Source organism: Cellulomonas sp. P4_B5_2, assembly GCF_056402235.1.
In genome coordinates, this window is the sequence record NZ_JBFUHU010000003.1 from 1 (window position 1) to 23,668 (window position 23,668).

The window sequence follows — 23,668 nt, forward strand, 5'->3', positions numbered from 1 at the left end:
GTGCAGGCGACCGAGCGACTGCGGCAGGACGAGCACCCCGACCCCGGCGGCGACGAGCTCGACCGCGTCGGTGGTCATCGGGACGGGGTCGCCGGCGAAGCGGGCGCCGGGCGCGTCGGCCCAGTGCAGCTGGTCGTCGAGGGGCACGACGAGCAGCTCGTCCTCAAGGTCCGCTGCGTCGATCTCCTCGACCACGCTGAACACGTGGTCCTTGGGCACCACGACGACCGTGGACTCGGTGTACAGCGGGATGGTCGACAGGTCGTCATCGGTCACGGGCAGCCGGACCAGGGCCACGTCGGCACGGCCCGATCGCAGGACGGTCACGGCCTCGTCGGGCTGCGCGTGCACCAGCTCGACCGGGACGTCCGTCAGCCGCTCCTGCCAGACGCGCAGCCAGCGGTCGGGGTTGACGCCGGGGACGAGCAGGATGCGGAACGTCATCGGATCCTCCGGAACACCAGGTCGTGGACCTCGTGGCCCAGGTCGAGGCCGCGCTGCTCGAACTTGGTGACCGGCCGGTGCGGCGGACGCGGGACGAACGCGTCCACGGTGTTCTCGAGGGACGGGTCGGCCGCGAGCACGGCGAGCATCGCGTCGGCGTACTCGGCCCAGTCGGTGGCGCAGTGCAGGGTGCCGCCGAGCCGCAGCCGCGACCGCAGGAGCGCGACGTGCGACGGCTGCACCAGGCGGCGCTTGTGGTGGCGGGCCTTGGGCCACGGGTCGGGGAAGAACACGTGCACGGCGTCGAGCGACTCCTCGGCTACGGCGGTCCGCACGAGGTCCAGCGCGTCGCCGTGGGCCACCCGGACGTTGGTGAGCCCCGCGCGGTCGACCAGGCCGAGGAGGTTCGCGACGCCGGGCAGGTGCGCCTCGACCGCCAGGTAGTCCCGCGCGGGATCGGCGGCGGCCATCGCGGTCGTCGTCTCGCCCATGCCCGACCCGATCTCCAGCACCACCGGAGCCGACCGCCCGAAGAGCGCGACCGTGTCCAGGGAGCCGTCGGGCGCCACTGGCATCGGCGAGCCCGCGTCGTGCACCGAGAACCCGAGCCGCGGCCACAGGTGCCGCAGGGCGTCCTCGCGCTCGGGGCCCAGGGGAGCGCGACGCGGGTGGAACGTGCGCAGCGGCTCGTGCGGCCGCGACGCCACGTGCCGGAACGCGTCGGACGGGAGGGTCACGAGGGTCCAGCCTAGGCGTCGGCCGTCGGCCCCATCAGCGCGAAGACCTCGCCGAACGGCCCGGCCACGATAGCCATCCGCCCGAACGCGGAGTCCGTCGGCGGGCTGACCACCGTGCCGCCCAGCTCGGTGACACGCGCGGCCGACGCGTCGGTGTCGGTCACGCCGAAGTACAGGGTCCACGCGGCGGGCGCGTCGGCCCCGGCCTGGGCGCCGTAGCCGCCCACGCCGGCCCCGGGTGCGCCGCCGACGGACACCGACGCATAGGTGAAGCCGGGCGCGCTCAGGTCCTCGACGTCGTAGGCGAACACCCGCTCGTAGAACGCGGCCGCGGCGGGCTGGTCGTGCACCATGACCTCGGACCAGACCACCGAGCCGGGCTCCTCGACCACGTCCCAGCCGGTGTGCGAGCCGGGCTGCCAGACCCCGAACACGGCCCCTGCGGTGTCGACGAAGATGCCCATGCTGCCGAGGTCCAGGATCGGCATCGGCGGCACGACCTGCTTTCCGCCGGCCTCGGCGATGGCGGCGGCGGTCGCGGGGAGGTCCTGGGTGGCGAGGTAGACGCACCAGGCGGGCGGGGGCGCGGGCTCCTCGTTCATGGGCTCGCCGAAGCCGACGACGCGGCGCCCGTCGGTGAACGCCTGCGTGTACGAGCCGACCTCGGGACCGCCGACCTCGAACTCCCAGCCGAACAGCGGACCGTAGAAGGCGCGTGCGGCGGCGACGTCCGGCACCGTGATGTCGGCCCACGCCGGGGTGCCGGTGGGCCATGCCTCGCGGTGGGTCGTCATGCGCTCACCCAACACCCCCGCCGCGCTGGCCGCACCCGGGCGACCAGCCAGAACGCGCTCTGTGGGGGGAGACATCACCCGGTGCCTGTGCTAGTCACGTCTCATGGCACCCTTCGCCGCGGGCGACCCCAGGGAACCGCCCGTCGCCGTGGTGTCCGCCGCGGGGTCGACGGAGGAGTCCCACGGCGAGAGCACGCTGACCGTCGTCGTCGCGTTCGGGGCCAACCTGCTCATCGCCGTCGCCAAGACGGTGGCCGCCGTGATGACGGGGGCGGCGTCGATGCTCGCGGAGGCCGCGCACTCGTGGGCCGACGCCGGGAACGAGGTGTTCCTGCTCATCGCGCAGCGGCGCGCCGCACGGCCCCCGGACCCGACGCACCCGCTCGGCTACGGCCGCGAGGTGTACGTGTGGTCGCTGTTCGCGGCGATCGGGCTGTTCGCGGTGGGCGCCGGGGTGTCGATCACGCACGGCATCCAGGAGCTGATCCACCCGGAGCCGGCCAGCGACTTCGTCATCGCGTACGTGGTGCTGGCGGTCTCGGCGGTGCTGGAGGGGATCTCGTTCGTGCAGGCGTCACGGCAGGTGAAGCGTGCCGCCGCCCGGCAGGACCGGGACGTGCTCGAGCACGTGCTCGAGACGTCGGACCCGACCGTGCGGGCGGTGTTCTTCGAGGACGCGGCGGCGCTCGTCGGCATCCTCATCGCCTTCGTCGGCATCGCGCTGCACCAGGTGACGGGCTCGCCTGTCCCGGACGCGGTGGGCTCGATCCTCGTCGGGGTGCTGCTGGCCGTGGTCGCGGTGGTGCTCATCGACCGCAACCGGCGGTTCCTCGTCGGCCAGGCGGTGGACCCGAGCCTGCAGGCCGCGGCCGTCCGGGCGCTGCTGGAGCTCCCCGAGGTCGACCGGGTCACCGAGCTCCGGCTCGAGTTCGTCGGCGCGCGGCAGATCTACCTGGTGGGTGCCGTCGACCTGGCGGGCAACATGGCCGAGGACGACGCGTCGCACGTGCTCGCGTCGCTGGAGCGGCGGATCTCGGCGACGCCCGCGGTGGTCGGCGCGACGCTCTCCCTGTCCGAGCCCCAGGACGCGGGCCTCTGACATGGCGACCGAGCAGGAGTTCCGGGTGCCGGTCCTGAGCCTGCTGCGGCTCGCCGTGCCCGCGGCGGTCGTCGGGATCGGCTGCGCGCTCACGCTCTTCGCGCTCAGCTGGCTGGCCAAGCTGCTCGAGGGCTGGATCTGGGACGACCTGAGCGCGGCGCTCGGCGTGGACTCCAACTCCGCGCTCTGGATCATCGGGGTGCTCACCGCGATCGGTCTGCTCATCGGGCTCGTCATCCGCTACGTGCCGGGGCACGCGGGTCCGGACCCGGCCACGCAGGAGCTGGTCGCCGCGCCTCTGGGCCTGCGGGTGCTGCCGGGGCTGGCGCTCGCCCTGGTCCTCATGCTCGCGGGCGGGGTGAGCCTCGGGCCGGAGAACCCGATCATCGGGATCAACGTGGGACTGGCGGTGGCTCTCGGGCTGCGCTTCCTGCCGAAGGTCAAGACCACCATGTGGCTGGCCATCGCGGTGTCCGGCACGATCGGCGCGATGTTCGGCACGCCCGTCGCGGCCGCGCTGCTGCTCTCGGAGCTGGATGCGGGCGACCGCCGCATCCCGCTGTGGGACCGGCTGTTCGCTCCTCTGGTCGCGGCGACCGCCGGGGCGCTCACCATGCTGCAGCTGGAGGACCTGGACCTGTCCGTCGACGTCCCCGCGTACACCTACGGCGGCCTGGAGGACCTCGGCTACGCGATCGTCATCGCCGTCGGCGCCGCCGCGGTCGGCCTGGTCGCCGTGTACCTCTTCGTGCCGATGCACCGCCTGTTCCTGCGGATCGGCCACCCGGTCCTCATGCTCACGGCCGGGGGTCTGCTGCTGGGCCTGCTCGGCGCGCTCGGCGGCGAGGTGACCCTGTTCAAGGGGCTGTCGCAGATGCAGGAGCTGCCCGGCCTGGCTGCCACCACGACCGCACTCGGCTTCCTGGCCCTGGCCGGCATCAAGCTGGCCGCGCTGCTGGTCGCCGCCACGTCCGGCTTCCGTGGCGGACGCATCTTCCCCGCGCTGTTCGTCGGCGTCGCGCTCGGGTTCGCCGTGCACTCCGCGTGGGACGCGGTGCCCCTGGCGCTCGCGGTCGGGGCGGCCGTGGTCGGCATCGTCGTCGCCGCCACCCGCAACGGCTGGCTGAGCCTGTTCATGGCGGTCGCGGTGGTGCCGCAGGTGTCGCTGCTGGTCGGGTTGGTGCTCGCCACGCTCGCAGCGTGGCTGGTGGTCACCAACCGCCCGCCGCTGATGGACCCGGTCAGCCCAGACGCGCGTCCAGGAACCTGAGCACCTCGGCGACGTACGTGTCGCGGGTGGGCCTGGGGGACAGCGCCAGGTCGTGGGTGCCGCCGGGGATCTCGACGTAGGTGACGTCCGGGCCGAGGTTGGGTGCTAGCCGCTTCATGTCCGCGACGTCCAGCACCGAGTCCGTGGTCAGCAGGGCGTCGTGCCAGACGTCGTCGGGGCCGGAGGCGTCGGAGGCCAGGACGAGGACCGGCACGTCGATGTCCAGGCCGCGGGCGACGCGCGCGTGGCCGCGCCGGATGGTCCGGGCGAACCCGGCGCGGGCCGGGAAGCCGTCGTGAGGCTTCCACGCGAGGTCGTACGACCACTCCCCGCCGGTGCCCTCGTGCAGGGCGCGCCCGTAGAACGGACCGATCTTGCCGACGACGACGTCCGGGGCGACCCTGCCGACGCCGTCGAGCACGGCGGTGAACACCGTGCGCTCGAACCACGAGCCGCGCAGGTCGAGCCACGGGCTGTTGAGCACTAGCGCGTCGATGAGGTGCTCGCCCCGGCGGGCGTCCGCCCACAGGGACGTGACCAGCCCGCCCATCGAGTGACCCAGCAGGACGACCTCGTCGTGGTCGGCGCGGATGATCCGGACGGCGGCGTCGATCTCCTCGGCGTACGCGCCCAGGTCGGTGACGTGGTTGGGCGGCCGACCGTCGCGGATCGAGCGCCCGAAGTCGCGCAGGTCGAGCGCGTAGACGTCGTAGCCGTGGGCCGCGAGCGCGTCACCGACGTGCGTGTGGAAGAAGTAGTCGACGAACCCGTGCACGTAGAGCAGGGCGCGTCGGCTGGGTGATCCGGTGCGGTGGACGAGGGTGGCGACGGGATCGGGGGTGCGGCCGTCGGGCCGCAGCGGCAGCGTCTGAGCAGTCCAGCCGGGCCCGAGCACGTCGTCGGTCATGGCGTGATCGTCGCACGAGCGAACCTGCCGAGGTGGCTTCCAGACTTGAGCGGAATAGACTCAACTCTGGCCGCGGTTGCGAAGAGCAGACTCGACACACAAGGAGGTCACGTGGACGACAAGTTCACCACCCGGTCCCAGGAGGCCCTGGGCGACGCCATCCAGCAGGCATCGGCCGCCGGCAACCCGCAGCTCGAGCCCGCACACGTGCTGAACGCGCTCCTGCAGCAGGAGGGCGGCGTCGCCAACGGCCTGCTCGACGCCGTCGGCGCGGACCGCGGTGCGCTCGGCCGGGCCGTCCGGGCCATGCTGGTGAACCTCCCGTCCAGCAGCGGCTCCACCGTCGCGCAGCCCTCGGCATCGCGCGCCACGTCGACCGCGCTGGAGGCGGCGTCCTCCGAGGCGCGCTCGCTCGGCGACGACTACATCTCCACCGAGCACCTGCTGCTCGGCCTCGCCACCGGCCAGTCCGGTGTGGCCGAAGCCCTGCGCGCGCAGGGCGCGTCCCGGGACGCGCTCGCGGCAGCGCTGCCCGCGGTCCGCGGTTCGGCGCGGGTCACGACGCCCAACCCCGAGGGCACGTACAAGGCGCTCGAGCAGTACGGCATGGACCTGACCCAGCGCGCCCGTGACGGCAAGCTCGACCCGGTGATCGGCCGCGACGCCGAGATCCGCCGCGTCGTGCAGGTGCTGTCGCGCCGCACCAAGAACAACCCCGTCCTCATCGGCGAGCCCGGCGTCGGCAAGACCGCCGTCGTCGAGGGGCTCGCCCAGCGCATCGTCGCCGGTGACGTGCCCGAGTCGCTCCGCGGCAAGAAGCTCGTGGCGCTCGACCTGGCCGCCATGGTGGCCGGCGCCAAGTACCGCGGCGAGTTCGAGGAGCGGCTCAAGGCCGTGCTGGCGGAGAYCACCGGCTCGAACGGCGAGGTGATCACGTTCATCGACGAGCTGCACACGGTCGTCGGTGCGGGTGCCGGCTCCGAGGGCGCCATGGACGCGGGCAACATGCTCAAGCCCATGCTGGCCCGCGGCGAGCTGCGCCTGGTCGGTGCCACCACGCTCGACGAGTACCGCGAGCGCATCGAGAAGGACCCCGCGCTGGAGCGGCGGTTCCAGCAGGTGTTCGTCGGCGAGCCCTCGGTGGAGGACACCGTCGCCATCCTGCGCGGGCTCAAGGAGCGGTACGAAGCGCACCACAAGGTCACCATCGCCGACTCCGCCCTGGTCGCCGCGGCCGCCCTCTCCGACCGCTACATCACCGGCCGCCAGCTCCCCGACAAGGCCATCGACCTGGTCGACGAGGCCGCGTCCCGCCTGCGAATGGAGCTGGACTCGTCGCCGATCGAGATCGACGAGCTGCAGCGCGCCGTGACCCGGCTCGAGATGGAGGAGGTCGTGCTCAGCGAGTCCGACGACCCCGCCTCGGCGGACCGGCTGCAGCGCCTGCGGGCAGATCTGGCCGACCGGCGCGAGGACCTCGCGTCGCTGACCGCGCGGTGGGAGAAGGAGAAGGCCGGGCACAACCTGGTCGGCGACCTGAAGGCCCGGCTCGACGCCCTGCGCTCGGACGCGGAGCGGCTGCTGCGCGAGGGCGACCTGGCCGGTGCCGCGCGCATCCAGTACGGCGAGCTGCCCGCGCTCCAGGAGCAGATCGCTCTTGCCGAGGCGGACGAGGAGGCCGTCGACTCCCTGCCCGACTCGGCGCCGATGATCGCGGAGAAGGTCGGGCCCGACGAGGTCGCCGAGGTGGTCGCGCAGTGGACCGGCATCCCGGCCGGGCGGCTGCTCGAGGGCGAGACGGCCAAGCTCCTGCGCATGGAGGACGTGCTCGGGGAGCGGCTCATCGGGCAGCGCCCCGCGGTCGCCGCGGTGTCGGACGCTGTCCGCCGTGCGCGTGCGGGCGTGTCCGACCCCGACCGGCCGACGGGATCGTTCCTGTTCCTCGGGCCGACCGGCGTGGGCAAGACCGAGCTGGCCAAGGCGCTSGCRGACTTCCTGTTCGACGACGAGCGCGCCATGGTCCGCATCGACATGTCCGAGTACGCCGAGAAGCACTCGGTGGCCCGGCTCGTCGGCGCGCCCCCCGGGTACGTCGGGTACGAGGAGGGCGGGCAGCTGACCGAGGCCGTCCGCCGCCGGCCGTACTCGGTGGTCCTGCTCGACGAGGTGGAGAAGGCGCACCCCGAGGTGTTCGACGTGCTGCTGCAGGTGCTCGACGACGGGCGGCTCACCGACGGCCAGGGGCGCACGGTCGACTTCCGCAACGTGATCCTGGTGCTCACGTCGAACCTCGGCTCGCAGTTCCTGGTGGACCCTCTCCTGTCCGACGATCAGAAGCGCGAGGCGGTCATGTCCGCGGTGCGGACCGCGTTCAAGCCGGAGTTCCTCAACCGGCTCGACGACGTGGTCCTCTTCGACCCTCTCTCGCTGGACGAGCTCGGGCACATCGTGGAGCTCCAGGTGGCCGCTCTGGGCCGTCGTCTGAAGGACCGCCGGCTCACGCTCGAGGTCTCGCCGGCCGCGCGCGAGTGGCTGGCGATCGAGGGCTACGACCCCGCGTACGGCGCGCGGCCGCTGCGGCGACTGGTGCAGCGCGAGATCGGTGACCGGCTGGCCCGGCAGATCCTCGCGGGCGAGATCAAGGACGGCGACACGGTCCTCGTGGACCGCGGCGAGGCCGGGCTGGTGGTCGGGACCTGATCCGTCACCCGAGCCCGGCGATCCCCTGCGGCCCGGCGTCGACGAGCCGGCGCCCCGCGGCGAAGACGTCCCGGACGCCGGCCGGGAGGGCGAGGCGGTGGACGAAGCTGCCGTCGCGCCGGTCGAGGATGATCACGTAGGCGGTCCCGAAGCCGTCGCCGAGCGCCTCGACGAGCAGGATGTGCGCGCCGTCGGTCAGCAGCTCCCCGCGGTAGCTGCCGACCTGTCGCGGGAACGTCCACCGCACGTCGCCGGTCCGCGCGTCGAGCGCGACGATGTCGTCGAACCCCGCCACGTACACGACCCCCTCGATCACCAGGACCGACGGTCGGAAGGCGGGTGCGACGTCCACGTCTGCCTCCCAGCGCCGGGCGCCCGTCCTCGTGTCCCAGCCGTACAACTCCTGCCCTGTCGACACCTCCAAGCCCGGCACGCTGCCGTCGTCGACGCTGCGGTCGAGCAACGTCCCGTCCACCTCCACCGGCGGCTCGCCGGGCCGGTACACGGTGGTGACGGGGTCGTTGCGGCCGGGCTCCAGCCGCTGCAGCGTGAGCCAGCCCTGCTCGGTCCCCGCCCAGCCGTTGGTCGCGGCGTCGACCGGGATGCGCTCGCCCGTGGCAGAGAGCAGCATCGGGCCGTCGGCGGCGCTGGTGGCCACGAAGACGAGGCCGCCCACCCCGGCGACGTCCGGGGGCGGCGGGGTGGCTCCGGGCAGGGGTCCGGCGCCGCGGTACCGCCAGAGCTCCGCCCCGGTGAGCGGGTCGGTCGCCACGACGAGCAGGTGGTTCGCAGCGTCCACGGCGCCGGTCGCGACGAGGCCCGGGAGCACCGCCATCGAGCCGACGGGTTCGATCGCGCGGTCGACCAGCGTGTGCCCGTCCGCCAGGTCGAGCAGGCGCAGCCGCGACTGCGAGGCGACGCGGCCCGCCTCGCCCGTGCCGGCTCGACCCAGGTAGACGTCGGTGACCAGGCACACGACCTGCGTGGGGTCGGCGAGGTCCGCGCCCCAGGGCTGGCAGCGGGTGCGGCTGGTGTTCAGGGGGTCGACGAGGTCCGGGTCGGGGCCGCGGAGGTCGGTGGACCACCGTTCGGCCCCGGTCGCGAGGTCGACGGCCCGGTACGTCAGCGACCCGTCCGGGCCGACGACGACGCCGTGCACCGCGCCCTGCGCCACGAGCCCGTACGCGAGCGGGAGGTCGATCGGGTCGGAGCGCCACACGACGTCGACGCTGTCGCCCAGCGGGTCGATCGCGCCCGGCAGTGCGGCCACCCTCGCGTCGGCTGCCCGTTCGAGGGCCTCGCTCACCTGCTGAGCGCCGGCCAGCACGGCGACCGCCGCGACCGGGACCAGCAGCAAGAGCAGAACGCGGCGCGAGCGGTGGGCGGGCTCCGCGGACTGCGGCGGTTCGCGCTCGTCGTCCTCTCGGCACGCCGCGGAGGCCGTTCGGTACCGCCCGCGTCGGCCCGACCTCGCTCGTGTGAAGACTTCGTCACGCCAGGCGGTACGAAGTCTTCACGCGAGTGCCGGCTTCAGACGGTGAGGCCGTGCCCGAACCGGAACAGCGGGTCGGCCGTGTCGAACGGGACGTCCTCGCGGGACGCCTCGACGGCGGCCATCGACCGGGGCAGGTCGAACGGGAGCCTCCCGCGCGCGGCACCGCGGAGCGCGTCGAGCAGGGGACCGGCACCGGCGCCGAAGTTCACGACGACCGCCGCGGCCCCCTCCACCAGCGGCGTGAGGATCGCCGGCCGGTCGAGGTACACGTCGAGGATGGTCGGCACCTGCGCGCAGATCGCGGCGATGCGCGCGACCTCCGACTCGGGGAAGTCGAGCGAGCCGGCGTGGAAGAACGACTCGAACCCGGGACCGCGCTGCTCGTACGGCGCCTGCAGCCGCAGGATCGCGACGTCGGCATCGGCGGGGTCGTCCACCGTGCCCTCGAACCCCTCGGCGTAGATCCGCAGTCCGGGGGCCAGCGGCAGGATGCCGTCGTTGGTCAGGACGGTCACCGCCGCGGCCTGGGCTGCGATGCCGGCGGCGCGGAACTCGTCGGAACCGACGATCCGGGATGCCGCGTCGACGTCGACGTAACGACGCTCGTCGAAGAGCCCGAGCAGGAACTTCTCCCGCAGGAGCCGCCGGACGGACGCGTCGACCCGCGCCTCGGTGATCCGGCCGCTGCGCACGAGCGACACGACGACCTCCGGGCACGCCTCGCCGCCCAGCTGGTCGGCGCCGGCATCGAGGATGAGAGCGACGCGGTCCTCGACCGACAGGTGCTCGACCCCCCACGCCCGCGCGGGGAACGGCTGCCCGAACACCTCGGCGTCGGTCACCAGGCCCCAGTCGGTGCAGATGATCCCGTCGAAGCCGAGCTCGTCGCGGAGCAGGTCGAGCACCGGCTTGTTGAACCCGAAGCCGACCTCGGGGATGCCCTCCAACCCGACCGGCATCCCGTAGTACGGCATCATCTGCCGCGTCCCGGCCGCCAGGAGCGCCTTGAACGGCTCCAGGTGCTCGGCGAACCGGCCCCCGGGGTACACCTGCTCGCGGCCGTAGGCGAAGTGGGGATCCTCGCCGTCCTTCTGCGGACCTCCGCCGGGGAAGTGCTTGGTCATCGTCGAGACGCTTTCGACCCCGAAGTCGGGCCCCTGGAACCCCCGCACGTACGCGGCGCCCATGCGGCCGGTCAGGTCGGCGTCCTCCCCGAACGTGCCGTTGGCGCGCGCCCAGCGAGGCTCGGTGGCCAGGTCGACCTGCGGGTGCAGCGCGGTCCGCAGTCCGACCGCGAGGTACTCCTGACGGGCGATGTCCGCGTGCCGCTCCGTGAGCGCCTCGTCGCGCGTCGCCGCCAGCCCGAGCGTCTCGGGCCACTGCGAGAACGGGCCGGAGAGCAGGGCCGTGCCCGGGTTGTCGGTGAACGCGTGCCGGGGGTCGGTCGCGATCGTGGCGGGGATGCCGAGCCGCGTCTCCTGCGCCAGGGCCTGGAGGCGGTTGTGCCACTCGGCGATCTGGCGGGCGTCGCCGGGGACGCCCAGCAGGTTCCAGTGCGTCATGTGCTTGCCGAGGACGTACTCCTTGGCGGACGGCAGGCCGAAGACGGCGTCGCTCTCGTCCAGCGGTCCGGCGGTGATCATGTGCTGGAACAGCTGGCCGGCCTTCTCCTCGAGCGTCATCCGGCCGAGCAGGTCCTCGACGCGCTCGTCGACGGGCCGCGTCGGGTCCTCGTACTCCCGCATCAGCGGACGCCCTTGATCTTGTAGACCAGCGCGGCGCCGGCCAGCGCGACGAGCGCGCCGAACAGGTACCAGGTGGGGTACTGCCCGATGGGCAGGTGGGCGCCGACCGCCAGGATGGCGGGGGCCATCGCGGGCGCCAGCGACTGCGGCAGCGCGTTGGCGATGTTGAGGACACCGAGGTCCTTGGCGGTGTCGTCCTTGCTGGGCAGCACCTGCGTGGCCAGCGCGATGTCGACGGAGAAGAACGCGCCCGCGCCGAGCCCGATGATGGCCTGCCCGACCACGACCAGCGCGATCGACGGAGCGAACGCGAGCACCACGAGGCCGACGGCCATGATCGCGCCGGCGGCGGCGACGAACGGGCGACGCTTGCCGAACCGGTCGGACAGGATGCCGCCGATGGGGCTGGAGATGACCATGCCGATCACCGACGCGAACGTGGCGGTGAGAATGACGCCGGTGGCGTCCTGCTCGGACAGCTCGAACCGGCCGATCAGGTAGTACGGCAGGAACGTGGCGATGCCCGCGTAGCCGAACATCACCATGAACTTGGTCAGCCAGGTCCAGCCGAAGTCCGGGTGCTTGCGGGGGTTGAAGACGAACGACCCGAAGAACTGCCCGGCGGTGAACTTCTGCGCGGGCGCCTCGTACAGGCGGCGGTCGCGCAGGACGGCGGCGAGCAGGAGCGAGAAGAGCAGGCCGAGGGCGGCCGGGACCAGGAACCGGGTGACGTCGGCGGAGATCCGGTTGACGATCACGCTGCCGAGCAGGATGGCCAGCGGCAACGCCATGCCGACCAGGCCGGACACCTTGCCGCGGCGCTCGACCGGCACCTGGTCCGGGATGGTCGCGTTGGCGGCGGCGAGCACCGCGTTGAACCCGGCCTGCGCCACGCACCAGCCGACCAGCACGAGCGCGACGGACTGCGCGGTGCCGACCACGACGAGGGCCGCGGTGCCGACGATCGCGCCGCCGATGATCCACGGGCGACGCATGCCGAGGCGGCTGGTGGTGCGGTCGGACAGGCGGCCGGCCAGCGGGTTGCAGATGAGGGCGAACAGCGCGCCGACACCCATGACCATGCCGAGCGTGGCCGGCGCCGCCTCGCTGCCGACGAGGTGGTCGATCTTGAACGCCATCGACACCATCACCGGCGTGAGCAGCGCGACGTAGACGCCGAGGTTGGCGAGGCTGAGGGCGGGCAGGTAGCTGCGCGGCTCGCGCGCGGTGGTGCTCGGTGCCGGGGGTGCCGCGCTCGTGAGCGGGGCCGGGGGCTGGGAGAGGGCCATGTCGACTCCTGTGTCGGACAGCGGGTCGGACCGTCTTTGAATCCCGACCGCGTGGTAAGTGGGAAGTTACCACGCGGTCGGGATTGGTGGAAGGCCGTGGTTACCATCTGGTCGGAATTGGCTCCCTCGTGGCATCCTGGGCCCATGACGACCGAGGTCACGACCGCAGCGACGCAGTCCGCAGCTCCTCCGGCGTCAGGCTCCCGCGCGGCCGGCTACGCCAAGGGCCGTGCCACGCGCGAGGAGATCCTCGACGCGGCCATGCAGCTGTTCGGCGAGGTGGGGTACCACACGGCGTCCCTGCGCGAGGTGGCCTCGCGTGTCGGCATCTCCCACCCGGGTCTGCTGCACCACTTCTCGAGCAAGGCCGTACTGCTCGCGGCGGTCCTCGCGCGGCGGGACGAGGTGGACGAGGCGCTCTTCCGGGCCGACCTCGACGCGGGCCACGACTACTTCGCCGGCCTGGCGCGACTCATCGAGCGCAACGCCGCGCGCCCCGGGATCGTCGAGCTGTTCGCGACGCTCTCCGCGGAGGCCACCGCCCCCGACCATCCCGCGCACGAGTACTTCCAGGACCGCTACCGCGCCGTCCTCACCCTGACGACGGCGGAGTTCGAGCGGTGGCGCGACGAAGGACGCCTTCGCGCCGGCATCGATCCGCTCGCCGCTGCCCGTCTCACGGTCGCGGTGATGGATGGCATGCAGATCCAGTGGCTGCTCGCGGCCGACACCCCGGACGACCGCCCGGACATGGCGGAGGCCCTGCGGGCGCAGTTCGCGGCGCTCCTGACCGACTGACCGGTGCGAGTTCGTGCGTTCGCGCCGACTTCTTGAGCTGCAGCTCCCGAACTCGACGCGAACTCACGAGCTCGGCGACCGGGTGGACGTCACATGTCCGCCGGGTCGACGCCGTCTACGAGGTCGGACCAGAACGGGACCCGGAGCGAGGCGTCCGGCAGAGGGACGGGCGACGACCGACCGAGGAGCTCGCGTTCCAGGTAGTCCGCCAGGTCGCAGCCGTAGGAGATGACGTCGGTCTGGTAGATCGAGAAGACGGGCGTTCCCGGCGCCGCGGGACCGCTCGGCAGGTAGCGGTGCGCGTACACGGGGACCATCGTCGGGACCGCTGCGAGGTGCCGACGGGCCTCGGCCTCGAGGTCGTCGGTAGGCCGCGGACCCCACGACGCCGGCCAGAACTCGTTCTGGAGCACGTCGACCACCACGCCGTCGACGGGCCACGCGAGCTGCTTCTGGAGTGCCTCCGCGTCCTCGTCGAGCCAGTCCGGCCAGCGGTCACCGACCGGCACGGCGAGCGTCAGAAGCTCGCGGTGGTCGGCGCAGAACGTGAACCCGAACCGCCGCTCGACGTCCGCGAGCTCGTCGGCGCTCAGCCCGGGGTCCAGCCAGACCCCGGCCGAGTCGAGCCGGGCCAGCACGAGGTCCAGGTCCATCGCACGAGTGTCCCAGCCGCGAGAACGGCAGCGTGACGTGCCGTTCGCGACCTTCGCCACCAGGGTGTCCAGCGTCTCGCGGTCGAAGCCCGAGAGGCCGAAGTCGGCGATCACCTTGGCGGGCATCTGCTGGATCATCGCCTGCATCGTCTCGTCGAGCGGGCCCATGTCGGCCGGCGGCACCAGGGCGGCCTGCAGCAGCGGACCGCCGACCGGGTGCGCGAGCCACTCCTCGATCGTGGACATCGGCGTGAGCTCGCCCCACAGCGGCTCGCCCTCGATCTCCAGCGACACCGCACCGCGCAGGTCACGGGACGACGCACCGACCTCGATGACGAACTCGCCGCCCTCGAGCACCCWGCGGTGCAGGCCGGGGTGCCAGTAGGACAGGTCGCGGGCGCCCAGCGTGAACGACACCGCGCGGGACTCGCCGGGCTCGAGCGCCACCTTGGCGAAGGCCTTGAGCTCGCGCGTCGGGCGCAGCACGGAGGCGTGCGGGTCGCGGACGTAGACCTGGACCACCTCGGCGCCGGCGACCGACCCGGTGTTGGTGATCGTGGCGGTCACGGTGATGTCGGTGCCGTCCGCGGTCGCCGCCACGTCGGAGTAGCCGAACGTCGTGTACGACAGGCCGTGGCCGAACGGGTAGGCGACGTCCATCGCGCGGGTGTCGTACCAGCGGTAGCCCACCAGCACGCCCTCGCCGTACCGGACGACACCGGCCTCGCCGGGGAAGTTCCCGAACGCGGGGGTGTCCTCGATCCGGTGCGGGATGGTCTCGGTGAGCCGGCCGGACGGGGTGCGGACGCCGAGCAGCAGGTCCGCGACGGCCGACCCGCCCGCCTGTCCGCCGAGCCAGGTCTCCAGGATCGCCGGGGCGAGGTCGCGCCAGTCGGTCACGCTCACCGCGGAGCCGTTGGCGAGCACGACGACGACCCGGGGGTTGACCTCGGCCACGGCCCGGAGCAGGGCCACCTGGTTGTCGGGGAGCCCGAGGCGGGGGCGGTCGTAGCCCTCGGACTCGTCAGGCCCAGGCAGGCCGAGGAACGCGACGACGGTCTCCGCGGAGCGCGCCACCTCCACGGCCCCGGCGAGCAGGGCAGCGTCGTCACCGTCCGGGCCGCCCGCGATGGTGAAGCCGGGGGCGAACTCGAGCTCACCGGCCTCCCGCAGCGCGTCCAGCGGGGCGTCGAGCCGAGTCGGGTTCACCTGCGACGAGCCGGCGCCCTGGTAGCGGGGGGTGCGGGCGAACTCGCCGATGACCGCGACGCCCTCGGTCGAGGCCAGCGGCAGCAGCCCGCCGTCGTTCTTCAGCAGCACGGATCCGGCGGCCGCGGCCTCGCGGGCCAGCTCGTGGTGCGCGTCGACGTCGAACGAGTCGTCCGCCTCGACGCCGGGCAGCGACCGGGCGATCAGGCGGAGCACCCGGCGCGCGGCGACGTCGAGCACGGCCTCGTCCAGCGAGCCGTCGCGGACGGCGGCCACGACCTCCTCGTCGGGACGCGGGCCGGCGGCGGGCATCTGCAGGTCCAGGCCGGCGACGAGCGCGGGCACGCGGTCGTGCACGGCGCCCCAGTCGGAGACGACGAGCCCCTCGAACGCCCACTCGTCGCGCAGCAGCTCGGTGAGCAGCCAGTGGTTCTCGGAGGCGTACGTGCCGTTGACCTTGTTGTACGCGCACATCACGGTCCACGGCTGCGCGTTCGTCACCACGCGCTCGAAGGCCGGCAGGTAGATCTCGCGCAGCGTGCGCTCGTCGACCTCGGCGGACACGCGCATGCGGTCCGACTCCTGGTTGTTGGCCGCGAAGTGCTTGAGCGACGTGCCGACGCCCTGGCTCTGGATGCCGCGAACGATCGCGGTGCCCAGCTCACCGGCGACCACCGGGTCCTCCGAGACGTACTCGAAGTTGCGACCGCAGAGAGGTGTCCGCTTGATGTTCACGCCGGGGCCCAGCAGCACCGCGACGTCGTTGGCGCGCGTCTCGCGGCCGAGAGCCTCGCCGACACGGGTGACCAGCTCGACGTCCCACGACGAGCCGAGGGCGGCTGCGGTCGGGAAGCACGTGGCCGGGACGGAGTTGCCGAGCCCGAGGTGGTCGGCCTCCTCGGGCTGCTTGCGCAGGCCGTGCGGGCCGTCGGTGACCATGACCGCCGGGACGCCTGCGCGCTCGACGCCCTGCGTGTGCCAGAAGTCGGAGCCGGACGTCAGGGACGCCTTCTCCTCCAGGGTCAGCTGAGCCAGGACACGTTCGACGTCGAAGACCTGCGTCATCGCGGGGTACCTCCTCGTTGGGGTTCGTTCCCGCTACCCTACCCGATTCCCTACCACGTGGTAAGTGTCCGTGGATCAGGCCAACGCGGCGGTGACGTCGTGCAGCTGCCGAACCCGCCGAGCGGTGCGACGACGTCCCGGTGCCACCGTGTCGAAGTACTCCGAGCCGAACAGGGCGTCGACGCGGACGGTGCCCGTCCGGTGCAGCACCGGGTCGGGGACCTCCTGCGGGTCCGGGTGGACGTGCGCGGCGACGATCGCGTCGAACGTCTCGTCGAGGACCCGTGAGGTCGGGTCGAGCCCCGTCACGAGCAGCAGCCCCGTCGGGTTCGTGTCGAGGACGGTCAGGGTCAGGTCGGGGCGGTGCTCGGCCAGGATCTCCCGCACCCGGAAGACGTCACCGGTCCACGCCTGCGTGTGCCGATCGCGGGCGGCCTCGTCGGAGGTGCGCGGGAGGACGTCGTCGAAGATGACGACGCTCGACCACGTGCAGTGCCGCTCGATGTTGATGAAGTCACGCAGCGCGTACTCGGCCAGGTGCATGCCGTCGATGAACGCCAGGTCGATCGGCCCGCCGAGCCACACCTTCGGGTCCTCCCGCGCGAAGTAGTCGTCGCTCGTCGTCCGCCGCAGCTGGATGCGTCCGCTGAGCTCGGCGTTGATCTCGAACTCCGGGTCGATCCCGACGGCCGCGCACGACGCCTGCGCGAACGACCACCCGTTCCGCAGCCCCACCTCGAGGTAGGTCCGCGGTGCGAACCGTCGGTGGATGGCTGCGAGGACGTCGAGGTAGGGCGGCCGATCGTCGGTGGTCACGGGCCGAGTATGGCCCACGAGCAACGACCACGGCGATGGTGTGCGGGGGAGTCCGCAGCCTCAGGGAAGGGTCGCCGTGCCGTCGAGGAACGAGCCCGTGACCCCGCCGCCGTCCACGACCGCGAGGCACAGTCCCACCCGGTCGCCGTCCGCCCAGGAGCGTTCGGTCGGCGACCAGGTCACCGTCCGCACGCCGGCGGCGATCTCGTCCTCGTCGAGCACGCACGCCCGGGCCACGCGGGCGTCCGCCGCCTGCTGCCCGGGCCAGACGGCGTTCGACGCGAACGAGAACTCGGTGACCACCTGGGCCTCGTGCGGGTCGGCGCACGGGACCACCCGGACCGAGCCGACCCGGCCGTCCGCCGGGAGCGACGCGAGGCAGTTGCCCGTGACCAGCTGCTGGGCCCGGGCGTCGCGGGCTGCGGGCACGTCGGTCGGCAGCGGGCGGGTGGCCAGCGTGGTGAGCACGACGACGGTCACCCCGACGACCAGAGCCACCGTCCCGAGGATGCCGAGGACTGCCCCGGCGATCGCGAGGCCACGCCCACGCGTCTGCCGCGACGCGATGCGGCGCAGCGCGACGATCGCGAGCACGAGCGCCGCAGGACCGAGCCCGAGCACGCCCGTCACCAGCGACCAGACGGCCGTCGGTTCGAGCCGCGGACGCGGCGGTGCCCACCCGGGGGCGTAGTGCGGCTCCGGGTACTCGTACTGACTGGTGGGACTGCTCAGGAGGACGTCCCCGAGGCGGCGAGCTCGAGGGTGCCCGCGGTGGCCGATCCCGTCATGCCGGTCTCGTCGCCGTAGTACACGCAGTAGGCGGACGTGCTGCCGGCGGCGAAGTCGTCGGGGTGCGGGTAGTACAGCTCGATGCTGCCGTTCGAGAAGTAGTCGGGCAGGAGGCCCTCGGTCAGCTGGTCGCACTCGTCCCAGGCGTCGTTGTAGGCCGAGTCGAACTCGTCGTCGGCGTTCAGGCTCACCGGGCCGGTCATGGTGATCACTCCGACCACCTCGGCCTCGTGCGGGACGGCGCAGTCCACGGGCTCGGTGTCCGCCATGTCGTACTCCCACGAGTACGTGGTGAGGCAGGTGCCGGCCGCCAGGTCGGTGCGTAGGTCGAAGTCCGGGAGCTGGTCGGACCCCGAGTCCTCGGTGCCCTGGTCGTACCCCTCCTCGAAGCCCTGCCCGACCTCGTCCCAGAAGCCGCTGCCCGAGCTGCCGATCAGAGCGATGACGAACACGATGTACGCGACGATCGCGAGCATCGACAGGATGCCGACCGCGCCGATGATGATGCCCGCGATGGCCCATCCCCGCCCGGCCTTGCCGTTGACCCCGATGCGCCGGAGCGCGGCGATCCCGAGCCCGAGGCCGACAGGGCCGGGGAGGCCGCCGAAGAACAGGAGCCCGGCGGTGCTGGTGACGAACGACGCGATCGCCATGCCCTCGGTGGGGGGCGGGGCGTACGGCTGCCCGTACCCGTAGGGCTGCGCGCCGTACGGGGGAGGAGTCTGGGCGTAGCCGGGTGCGCCGTACTGAGGCGCTCCGTATTGCGGTGCTCCGCATTGCGGTGCTCCGTACTGCGGCGCTCCGTACTGGGGTGCTCCGTGCTGCGGCCCGCCGTAGGCCGGCGGTGCCCCGTAGGCGGGCGGGGCGTCGCCGGCTCCGGGCTGCTGGGCATACGGGYTCGCCGCTGGAGGGGTCGCGCCGTACGGGTAGGTCGGCGGCGTCTCGCCGACCGGCGTCCGCACCGCCTCGTACCCGCTCGGTGGGACGGCCTCGTAGCCGCTGGGCGGCACCGGGGCGGCGGGTGCCGGGTCGGGGGCGGCGTAGGGGTCGGGAACCGGAGCCGGCCCCCCGGGCTCGTTGCTCATGCGCGCAACCTAGCCCAACGGGAGCGTCCGGCGACCGCTGTTTCCGTCGACATCACCCGCACCAGGCCCGCCGTCAGCCGGCGATCTCGAGGATGACCGGGACGTGGTCGGACGGCGCCTTCCCCTTGCGCTCGTTGCGCTCGATGCTCACCCCGGTCACCCGCGCCGCCAGCGCCGGCGTCGCGTACGTGAGGTCGATGCGCATCCCCTCGTTCCGGGGGAACCGGAGCTGCTGGTAGTCCCAGTACGTGTAGGTGTGCTCGGCGGGCTGGTGGACGCGCGAGACCTCGGTGTACCCGGCCTCGGCGATGGCCGTGAACGCGTCCCGCTCGGCCGGGGACACGTGGGTGCGACCGGCGAAGAAGCCGATGTCCCAGACGTCGGTGTCCAGGGGTGCGATGTTCCAGTCGCCGACGAGGGCGACCTGCGCCTGCGCGTCCGCGGCGAGCCAGCCCTGAGCGGCGTCCCGCAGGCGGGCCAGCCAGTCGAGCTTGTACGCGAGGTGCGGGTCCTCGAGCTCGCGGCCGTTGGGCACGTACAGGCTCCACACCCGCACGCCGCCGCAGGTGGCACCGATCGCGCGGGCCTCGGCCGCCGCGGGGTCCCCCCACGTCGGCATCCCCGGAAACCCGACCTCGACGTCCTCGATGCCCACCTTCGAGACGATCGCGACGCCGTTCCACTGGCTGAACCCGGTGGTCGCCACCTGGTACCCGAGCGCCTCGAAGCCCTCGCGGGGGAACTGCTCGTCCTTGCACTTGGTCTCCTGCAGGGCCAGGACGTCGACGCCCGTCCGCTCGAGGAAGGCCAGCGCACGGTCGGTGCGGGCGCGGATCGAGTTGATGTTCCAGGTGGCCAGGCGCATGAGGCAGGACGCTACCGGGAGCCACTGACCATTGAGCCAACCGGACGATTCGGACAACCTGCTGTTGAGCGGGACGAAACGCTCCCGTACGGTGCGCTCAACACCAGGCACAAGGAGGTCACCCGAGGTGAAGGACGAGCTCAGCGGCCGTCGCGCGCTCGTCACCGGCGGGGCCTCGGGGATCGGCCGAGCGACCGCCCTCGCCCTGGCCCGGGCAGGCGCCGACGTGGCGATCACGCACCTGTCGCACGACGCCGCAGCCGTGGTCGCGGAGATCAAGGACCTCGGTCGCACGGCGGCGTCCTTCCAGGTGGACCTGCGACGCAGCTGGGACGTCGACAAGGCCGTCAGCGACGCGGCGAGCATGCTCGGTGGCGGCATCGACATCCTGGTCAACAACGTCGGCGGACCCGTCGAGCGTCGCGGGGTGCCGGCCATGGACGACGCGCACTGGCACGGAGTGCTCGACCTCAACCTCTCGTCCGCGTTCTACGCCAGCCGCGCCGCGCTCGCGGTGATGCCCGACGGCGGGCGGATCATCACGATCGGCGCCCAGGCGGCGAGCAGCGGTGGCGGCACGGGCATGGTCGCCTACACGACGGCCAAGGCCGCGCTCGAGGGGTTCAGCCGCGCGCTCGCCCGGGAGCTGGGACCGCGCCGGATCACGGTCAACGTCGTCGCGCCGGGGTTCGTCGCCGGGACCCCGCTGCACGCCGCGCACACCCCCGAGCCCGCGCAGCGCGCCGCGGTGAGCGCCTCGCCGCTCAGCCGCGCGGGGGCGCCCGACGACATCGCCGAGGCGGTGCTCTACCTGGCGTCGGACGGCGCCGCGTTCGTCACGGGCACGGTCCTCGACGTCAACGGCGGCGCGTACTTCACCTGACCGCGTCCTCGGAGGCCCCAGCGTCCGCACGTCCGGTCGTCGGGGCGCGCGAATCTGCGGACGCTGGGGTTCAGCCCTGTGCGGGCCAGCCGCTGACGGCGGACCATGCCCAGGAGGCGACGTCCTGCGCCGGCGGGAGCGGGTCGCGCTCCAGCCACGCCACGAGCACCCCGATGACCGATCCGGCGAGCGCGGCGGCGGCGATCGGCCGGGGCATCGATGCGAGTGCCGGTGGGGAGCCGTGCAGGTCCAGGCCCTCGAGGGCCAGCGCGGCGATCCGTCGGCGCAACCGCGCGATGGCGACGGGGGAGCCGTGCTCGCCGAGCGCGCTGCGGTACAGGCCGACGTTCTCAGCCACGTGGGTGGCGTAGCGGACGAGCACGTCAGGGGCCTCCCCGGCGCCCGTTCCCGGGTGGATGTCGGTGAGGTCTGCGCCCACGAGGGCGGCCTGCGCGTCGAGGGCGTCGGCCAGCAGCGTGTCCGTGTCGGGGTAGTGCTGGTAGAAGGTGCTGCGGTTCACGGTCGCCCGGTCGGCGACGTCGGCGACCGAGATCTCGTCCAGGCTCCGTTCCCGCGCGAGGGAGAGCAGGGCATCCTGGAGCAGCCGACGAGTGCGCAGCACTCGTGGATCCACCCGGGCGCCGTCGTCCTGGATCGTCACGCGTCACATGATGCCATCGTTCGTTAACCGACACGTGTCGGGTATCCTGCACCGTCGACCAAGGAGTGAACATGGCACGCGTGCTGGACCGTCTGGGCCGGGGAAGCTACAAGCACCGCTGGATCGTGCTCGTCGCGTGGCTGCTGGTGCTCGCCGCCGCCGCGTTCGGCGCGGTGTCGTCGGGGCTGCACCTGTCGAACTCGTTCTCGATCCCGGGCACCGAGTCCGACCGCGCCCAGGCGCTCGTCGCCGAGCGGCTCGGCGACCAGGCCGCCGGCGTGGGGTCCAGCAGCTCGTCCCAGGCGCAGGACGCCGAGGCGCCGTCCAGCGCCCGCGTCGTCGTCGCCGCGCCCGAGGGTGAGTCGTTCCTCGAGGGCACCGGGATCCAGGACGTCATGACGGCGATCGGCCCGGTCGCGCAGGCCGAGGCCGTGGCCGGGGTGTCCGACCCCGTGGCCACCCAGGCGGTCGCCCCCGACGGCAGCGTGATGTACGTCGACGTGCAGTTCACGGTCGGCATGGAGGACGTCCCGGCGGCCACGACCGACGCGCTCGAGGACGCCGCCGACGCGCTCGAGGCCGACGGGTACGAGGTCGCCCTGTCGGGTGGCCCGTTCACCGCGCCCCTGGAGCTGGCCGGACCCACCGAGGCGATCGGCCTGGTCATCGCGCTCGTCGTGCTCGTCGTGACGTTCGGGTCGCTGCTGGCCGCGGGCATGCCGATCCTCACGGCGCTCCTCGGGGTGGGCATCGGCATCGCCGGGGTGCTCTCCCTGTCCGGGATCACCGTGATCTCGTCGGCCACCCTGACCCTGGCCCTCATGCTCGGGCTCGCGGTCGGCATCGACTACGCCCTCTTCCTGCTCTCCCGGCACCGCCAGCAGCTGGCCGACGGCATGGACCCGCTCGAGTCCGCCGGCCGCGCGGTCGGCACCGCGGGCAGCGCGGTCGGGTTCGCGGGCACCACCGTCGTCATCGCGCTCGCCGCGCTGACCGTCACCGGCATCCCGTTCCTGGCCGCCATGGGCCTCGCGGCCGCCGCCACCGTCGTCATCGCGGTCGCCGTCGCCCTCACCCTGCTGCCCGCGATCATGGGCTTCGCCGGCGAGCGGCTGCGTCCGCGCGGCCGGGCGATGCGGCAGGCCGAGCACTCGCGCGAGGCGCGCAACCGCTGGGGCGCCTTCGTCACCACGCACCCGATCATCACGCTCGTCGTCAGCGCCGCCGTGCTGCTGACCATCGCCATCCCGGCGCTGAGCCTGCGGCTCGGGCTGCCCGACGCCGGACGCGAGCCCGAGGGCTCGGGCGACCGACGGGCGTTCGAGCTGTTGGCCGAGGGCTTCGGTCCCGGGTTCAACGGCCCCCTCGTCGTGCTGGTCGACGCGGCCGAGGACCCGGCGTCCCTGCCGGACGCGGTCGGCGCCGTGGTGGCGCGGGTGTCGGAGCTTCCCGACGTCGCCTACGCGGCCCCCGTCGCGGCGCCCGGTGCGTCCGCGGGTGCCGACGCCGCGCTCGTCGTCGTCATCCCCACCGGCGCGCCGAACTCCGAGGAGACGGCCGACCTGGTGCACGCCATCCGCGACGCCCGCCCGGACCTCGAAGCCGCCACCGGCACCGACCTGTGGGTGACCGGCGCCGCCGCCGCGAACATCGACATCACCGAGAAGCTGGCCGACGCGTTCCCGCTGTTCCTGCTCATCGTCGTCGGCCTCGCGATCGTCCTGCTGCTCGTGGCGTTCCGCTCGCTCCTGGTCCCGATCACCGCGGTGCTCGGCTTCCTGCTGACCATCGCCGCCGCGTTCGGCGCGACCACGGCCGTGTTCCAGTGGGGCTGGCTGTCGGGCATCTTCAACGTCGACTCGGCCGGCCCGCTGCTCAGCTTCCTGCCGATCCTGCTGGTCGGCGTGCTGTTCGGGCTGGCCATGGACTACCAGGTGTTCCTGGTGTCCCGGATGCGCGAGGAGCACGTGCACGGTGCCGACCCGGTCACGTCGGTCCGCCTCGGCTTCGCGCACGGTGCCCGCGTGGTGCTCGCCGCCGCGCTGATCATGATCTCGGTGTTCTCCAGCTTCGTGTTCAGCGGGTCCGCGCAGATCAGCCCGATCGCGTTCGCGCTGGCCATCGGCATCCTGTTCGACGCGCTGGTGGTCCGCATGACGATGATCCCGGCGGCCATGACCTTGCTGGGCAGGTCGGCCTGGTGGATCCCGCGCTGGCTCGACCGGATCATCCCGAACGTCGACATCGAGGGTGCTGCACTCGAGCGCCCGAGCGCGCCCGCGGCGCCGGTCGCACCCGTCGCGCAGTAGCCCGGGCACGACGAAGGCCGGGGGAGCCTGCCACCCCGGCCCTCGTCGTGCACAG

19 protein-coding genes are annotated in these 23,668 nt (G+C 73.0%); 6 read left to right on the plus strand and 13 right to left on the minus strand.

Annotated features, from left to right (window positions below; translation table 11 throughout):
• The 3 genes from AC1DUQ_RS00300 to AC1DUQ_RS00310 form a co-directional block, all read right to left on the minus strand.
• A partial coding sequence (locus tag AC1DUQ_RS00300; protein ID WP_477073240.1) for a LysR substrate-binding domain-containing protein occupies positions 1-444 on the minus strand: 444 nt, incomplete at its 3' end.
• On the minus strand, positions 441-1,181 hold the full coding sequence (gene trmB, locus AC1DUQ_RS00305) for a tRNA (guanosine(46)-N7)-methyltransferase TrmB (protein ID WP_477059811.1): 741 nt from the start codon (positions 1,179-1,181) through the stop codon (positions 441-443). The genes trmB and AC1DUQ_RS00300, both read right to left, overlap by 4 nt.
• 11 nt (positions 1,182-1,192) lie before the next feature.
• On the minus strand, positions 1,193-1,975 hold the full coding sequence (locus AC1DUQ_RS00310; RefSeq protein ID WP_477073241.1) for a VOC family protein: 783 nt from the start codon (positions 1,973-1,975) through the stop codon (positions 1,193-1,195).
• Positions 1,976-2,078: 103 nt separating this feature from the next.
• Between AC1DUQ_RS00310 and AC1DUQ_RS00315 the strand changes: the two genes are divergently transcribed.
• The gene (locus AC1DUQ_RS00315) at positions 2,079-3,074 is read left to right on the plus strand and encodes a cation diffusion facilitator family transporter (RefSeq protein ID WP_477059813.1); all 996 of its coding nucleotides are present in this window, start codon (positions 2,079-2,081) and stop codon (positions 3,072-3,074) included.
• 1 nt (position 3,075) lies between these two features.
• The gene (locus tag AC1DUQ_RS00320; RefSeq protein ID WP_477059814.1) at positions 3,076-4,344 is read left to right on the plus strand and encodes an ion channel protein; all 1,269 of its coding nucleotides are present in this window, start codon (positions 3,076-3,078) and stop codon (positions 4,342-4,344) included.
• On the opposite strand, the gene AC1DUQ_RS00325 is transcribed toward AC1DUQ_RS00320, so the two are convergent.
• Positions 4,316-5,251, minus strand: a complete 936-nt coding sequence (locus tag AC1DUQ_RS00325) for an alpha/beta hydrolase (RefSeq protein WP_477059815.1) — start codon at positions 5,249-5,251, stop codon at positions 4,316-4,318. The two genes, AC1DUQ_RS00320 and AC1DUQ_RS00325, sit on opposite strands and share 29 nt — an antisense overlap.
• Before the next feature lie 111 nt (positions 5,252-5,362).
• On the opposite strand from AC1DUQ_RS00325, the gene clpB reads away from it, so the two are divergent.
• Positions 5,363-7,951 carry an ATP-dependent chaperone ClpB gene (gene clpB / locus AC1DUQ_RS00330; RefSeq protein ID WP_477073242.1) on the plus strand — a complete coding sequence of 863 codons (2,589 nt, stop codon included), beginning with the start codon at positions 5,363-5,365 and terminating at the stop codon, positions 7,949-7,951.
• A gap of 4 nt (positions 7,952-7,955) precedes the next feature.
• Here clpB and AC1DUQ_RS00335 read toward each other — a convergent pair whose 3' ends face one another.
• From AC1DUQ_RS00335 to AC1DUQ_RS00345, 3 genes are all read right to left on the minus strand, one after another.
• Positions 7,956-9,308: an outer membrane protein assembly factor BamB family protein gene (locus AC1DUQ_RS00335; RefSeq protein ID WP_477073243.1), complete on the minus strand. Its 1,353-nt coding sequence runs from the start codon at positions 9,306-9,308 to the stop codon at positions 7,956-7,958.
• 173 nt (positions 9,309-9,481) lie between these two features.
• Entirely contained in the window at positions 9,482-11,191 is a 1,710-nt protein-coding gene (locus tag AC1DUQ_RS00340; RefSeq protein WP_477059818.1) for a glycoside hydrolase family 3 protein, read from the minus strand.
• The gene (locus AC1DUQ_RS00345) at positions 11,191-12,480 is read right to left on the minus strand and encodes an MFS transporter (RefSeq protein ID WP_477073244.1); all 1,290 of its coding nucleotides are present in this window, start codon (positions 12,478-12,480) and stop codon (positions 11,191-11,193) included. The genes AC1DUQ_RS00340 and AC1DUQ_RS00345 overlap by 1 nt, the downstream gene beginning before the upstream one ends.
• A gap of 144 nt (positions 12,481-12,624) precedes the next feature.
• Here AC1DUQ_RS00345 and AC1DUQ_RS00350 point away from each other — a divergent pair, with 144 nt between their 5' ends.
• Entirely contained in the window at positions 12,625-13,278 is a 654-nt protein-coding gene (locus AC1DUQ_RS00350; RefSeq protein WP_477059820.1) for a TetR/AcrR family transcriptional regulator, read from the plus strand.
• Between the two features lie 89 nt (positions 13,279-13,367).
• Here AC1DUQ_RS00350 and AC1DUQ_RS00355 read toward each other — a convergent pair whose 3' ends face one another.
• From AC1DUQ_RS00355 to AC1DUQ_RS00375, 5 genes are all read right to left on the minus strand, one after another.
• Positions 13,368-16,205, minus strand: a complete 2,838-nt coding sequence (locus tag AC1DUQ_RS00355) for a beta-glucosidase (protein ID WP_477073245.1) — start codon at positions 16,203-16,205, stop codon at positions 13,368-13,370.
• 75 nt (positions 16,206-16,280) lie between these two features.
• Entirely contained in the window at positions 16,281-17,021 is a 741-nt protein-coding gene (locus tag AC1DUQ_RS00360; protein ID WP_477059823.1) for a class I SAM-dependent methyltransferase, read from the minus strand.
• Positions 17,022-17,081: 60 nt separating this feature from the next.
• Entirely contained in the window at positions 17,082-17,654 is a 573-nt protein-coding gene (locus tag AC1DUQ_RS00365) for a DUF4190 domain-containing protein (RefSeq protein ID WP_477060801.1), read from the minus strand.
• A 95-nt stretch (positions 17,655-17,749) separates the two neighbouring features.
• Positions 17,750-18,895, minus strand: a complete 1,146-nt coding sequence (locus AC1DUQ_RS00370; RefSeq protein ID WP_477073246.1) for a DUF4190 domain-containing protein — start codon at positions 18,893-18,895, stop codon at positions 17,750-17,752.
• A gap of 73 nt (positions 18,896-18,968) precedes the next feature.
• Positions 18,969-19,760, minus strand: a complete 792-nt coding sequence (locus tag AC1DUQ_RS00375; RefSeq protein ID WP_477059825.1) for an exodeoxyribonuclease III — start codon at positions 19,758-19,760, stop codon at positions 18,969-18,971.
• 127 nt (positions 19,761-19,887) lie between these two features.
• Here AC1DUQ_RS00375 and AC1DUQ_RS00380 point away from each other — a divergent pair, with 127 nt between their 5' ends.
• On the plus strand, positions 19,888-20,643 hold the full coding sequence (locus AC1DUQ_RS00380; RefSeq protein ID WP_477059826.1) for an SDR family NAD(P)-dependent oxidoreductase: 756 nt from the start codon (positions 19,888-19,890) through the stop codon (positions 20,641-20,643).
• 70 nt (positions 20,644-20,713) lie between these two features.
• Here AC1DUQ_RS00380 and AC1DUQ_RS00385 read toward each other — a convergent pair whose 3' ends face one another.
• Entirely contained in the window at positions 20,714-21,304 is a 591-nt protein-coding gene (locus AC1DUQ_RS00385; protein WP_477059827.1) for a TetR/AcrR family transcriptional regulator, read from the minus strand.
• Between the two features lie 71 nt (positions 21,305-21,375).
• Between AC1DUQ_RS00385 and AC1DUQ_RS00390 the strand changes: the two genes are divergently transcribed.
• The gene (locus AC1DUQ_RS00390; RefSeq protein ID WP_477059828.1) at positions 21,376-23,613 is read left to right on the plus strand and encodes an MMPL family transporter; all 2,238 of its coding nucleotides are present in this window, start codon (positions 21,376-21,378) and stop codon (positions 23,611-23,613) included.
• Positions 23,614-23,668 lie beyond the last annotated feature (55 nt).